The 3207-nt window shown below is 53.8% G+C and carries 4 protein-coding genes; 3 read left to right on the plus strand and 1 reads right to left on the minus strand.

What is annotated here, in order from left to right; translation table 11 throughout:
* Window positions 1-5 precede the first annotated feature (5 nt).
* Window positions 6-743 carry an RNA polymerase sigma factor gene (locus tag AQR02_RS06830; protein ID WP_054939939.1) on the minus strand — a complete coding sequence of 246 codons (738 nt, stop codon included), beginning with the start codon at window positions 741-743 and terminating at the stop codon, window positions 6-8.
* Window positions 744-924: 181 nt separating this feature from the next.
* On the opposite strand from AQR02_RS06830, the gene AQR02_RS06835 reads away from it, so the two are divergent.
* From AQR02_RS06835 to AQR02_RS06845, 3 genes are all read left to right on the plus strand, one after another.
* A complete protein-coding gene (locus AQR02_RS06835; RefSeq protein ID WP_054939940.1) occupies window positions 925-1506 on the plus strand; it encodes an ATP-dependent Clp protease proteolytic subunit in 582 nt (193 codons plus the stop codon).
* Between the two features lie 19 nt (window positions 1507-1525).
* Window positions 1526-1732, plus strand: coding sequence for a hypothetical protein (locus tag AQR02_RS06840; protein WP_054939941.1), 207 nt, complete (start codon window positions 1526-1528; stop codon window positions 1730-1732).
* Between the two features lie 159 nt (window positions 1733-1891).
* On the plus strand, window positions 1892-3207 hold a 1316-nt coding region (locus tag AQR02_RS06845), incomplete at its 3' end, for an AraC family transcriptional regulator (RefSeq protein WP_245237175.1).

A 3207-nucleotide genomic window follows, 5' to 3' on the forward strand; every position in this document is an offset into this window, starting at 1 on the left:
TCTTGTTAGGCCGCCATCCGCATTCCGGAATAGATGACGGTACTGTTTGCGGTGAAGCATCTGCCCGAAAACTGGGCCTGCACAGCGGCTGTGCTGACCGCCATGGTGAGCTCTGCTGCTCGGTCCTGGCGCAGAAGTTCCAGCATGACGGGAATCTGCCCCTGTTCATAGGCATCCGCCAGCGCAGCCAGCAGCAGCCTGAAATCCGCATCCTGCGGGAGGGCAGGCCCATCTGCGGCCAGCTCCTTCCGCACAGCTTCGAGCGCTTGCCGCGCCCGGTATAGCGCAGCTTTGACCGCACCTTCTGTGGTGTCCAGCTGAACCGCCGTTTCGTTTGCAGAGCAGCCGAGCACATCACGCAGAAGGAATGCCATCCGCTGCAGAGGCGACAGATGTTTGATCAAGGCCTGAAAAGCTGTTTCAATCTCTGAAAGGCTGCTCTGCGCTGCCTCAGGTTCTACCGCGCTCCGTTCACGGCCCATCGCACGCGTCAAGGAAGCCTTGCGCCGGACGGCATCGATCCAGGTATTCTTAGCAATCCGCAGCAGCAGGGCTTCCGGATTGGGGCTTGCCGAGAATTTTCCGTAGCTGAGCACCTTCGTCCAGGTGTCCTGGGCCAGATCTTCAGCCTCATGCCCGGAGCGGGTAAGCGCCAGGCAGTACCGGTTTAACGCAGCTCTAAGCGACTGCAGGCTGTGGTCATCCTCAAGCTTTAGGGTGCTGTATTCTTCAAGGATCATCATGCTCACACAACTCCTTTTCAGCTATTTCTTTGGTATATTCCCTTATTATATAAACGAACAGCCCTTATTAAAAGATACGCGGGTTCTGCAGCTGTTTTTGTAGGCTTCGTTCCGTATCCTTTGCCGGTCCCGATCCGTTTACAGGATATCAAATCAAGTTATATCCCAGGAGGTATGGATCATGAGTATTATCCCCTATGTAATTGAACAGACGAGCAGAGGCGAGCGGTCCTACGATATTTATTCCCGGCTGCTGAAAGACCGGATTGTATTCGTCGGTGCGGCGATCGATGATCAGCTGGCGAACAGCATTATTGCCCAGCTTTTATACCTTGCGGCGGAAGAACCCGAGAAGGATATCCAAATGTTTATTAACAGTCCGGGAGGTTCAACTACCGCAGGGTTCGGAATTTATGATACGATGCAGGTAATCAAACCGCAGGTCAGCACGATATGCACCGGTTTTGCGGCTTCTTTCGCATCATTGCTGCTGCTGGCCGGAGCTCCCGGCAAAAGATTTGCGCTGCCGAGCAGTGAAATTATGATCCACCAGCCGCATGGCGGCGCCCAGGGGCAAGCCAGCGATATTGCCATCAGCGCCAAACGGATATTGCAGATTAGGGAAAAGGTCGTGCAGATTACTGCGGGCCGGACCGGCCAGCCGGCTGATAAGATCGCGAAGGATATGGACAGGGATTATTTCATGTCCGCGGATGAGGCAATGACATACGGCATTATCGACAAAGTAATCACGAACCTATAAGTGAAGGAGCGGATGAACCATGCTGGCAGATTTGAAAGGGCAGAAAGTCGCGGTACATTTTCTGGATGGTACGAGTGTAAGGGACGGTGTTCTGGAAGAGCTTGACGATCGCTTCGTGAAATACCGGACAGAATATCAGGTGCTCTACATTCCGATCACCTCAATTCGTGCAGTAGCGCTAGAGACCAAGGAGCGCGAGCGGCCGCGGGTCGGCTTCGGGCAGTAAAGGTCTGGCGGCCGGTAACAAACTCAGATTCAAGGACTATTTCCAGCCCAAAGGGCAGGATATAGTCCTTTTTGGCGTACACCTGGGCATTGCCATTGATAATGATTATCAATTATACTGAAATCACTTATAAGAGTATGTAATGGTGGTGGTAAGGTTATGAAACAAGAGTTAATCCCTGCGGACAGCGAAGAACAGTTCCGGGATTGGGACGAGCTGTCCTTCCGCTTGTTATCGGTTCAGGCAGTGAAGGGGAGTGAGGAGGGGCATCTGCCTCAACAGCTTGCACTTTCATATGCGCTTATAGTGGTGGTAAGCGGCTCTGTCCAGGTGCTCATGAATCACGGCCAGTTTGAGCTTGCAGCCGGTTCGGTCTGCCTATGTCTTCCGGAACAGACCTTCGGTACAGTACAGCAGGCGGGGAGCCTTGAAATGTACATTTTTTATTTCGACATCCACCGGTACCATCCGGCAGGTGAAGGGAGCTTTCTGCTCAAGGATGCTGAGCTGTTTCCCCGTGAGGGCTTGCTGCCGCAAACTTCAATGATTACAATTACTTCAATCTGCAGCGGGTTGATCCACATGGAAGAGAACCAGCAGCAGCATATAAGCTTCCGGGCACAGATTGATTTTCAGGAGCTGCTGTACAGCATCCGTGTGAGCGGCAGGCAGCGGCCCCGGGATACGAATTCCGCGCTGGAGCAGGCCCGATTATACATAGAAGAGCACTATACTCAGGATCTGACCTCTCAGCTGCTGGCGCAGGCTGCTGAGCTAAGCCCCAAATATTTCAACGACTTGTTTAAGAAAAAATATGGCAAGAGCGCTTTGGACTATACCACTGAGCTGAGGCTGCAGCAGGCTAAACGACTAATGGCGGAGAGCGGAACGAAGCTGCGTGAGATCGCCCACCGGGTAGGGTACACGGATGAATTCTACTTCAGCCGTAAATTCAAGAAGATTATCGGGGTGCCCCCTGCGGTCTATATGAAGAGCCGCCGCCGCAAGCTGGTGGCATACTCTCCGTCGCTGCTCGGACAATTACTTCCGCTCAATCTTATCCCTTACGCGGCGGCGCTTCACCCCAAATGGACGGAGTATTATTACCGGAATTACCGCAGCGATATCCCTGTACATATCAGTGCCTTCCGCAGCAATCAGGACTGGCAGGCCAATCTGGAGCTGCTCAGACAAGTTCCTGCTGATCTGATTCTGGCTGGCGATGACCTGCAGGAAGAAGAGAAGACCGCGCTTGAGCGAATCGCTCCCGTTCATTACCTGCAGGTCGGCCCTGCCGACTGGCGCAGCCAGTTTCTGCAGCTGGCACAATTTCTGGGCGAATCCTGGCAGGCGGAGCAGTGGCTGGCGGCCTTTGACTGGGAGGCCGGGATGATCAAGGAACAGCTGCACACCCAGATCGGCGGGGAGTCGGTGGTCGTCATCCGCATGCTGCACAACAGATTGTATCTGCACTG

The organism is Paenibacillus ihuae, from assembly GCF_001368795.1.
Classification (GTDB): Bacteria; Bacillota; Bacilli; order Paenibacillales; family Paenibacillaceae; genus Paenibacillus_AQ; species Paenibacillus_AQ ihuae.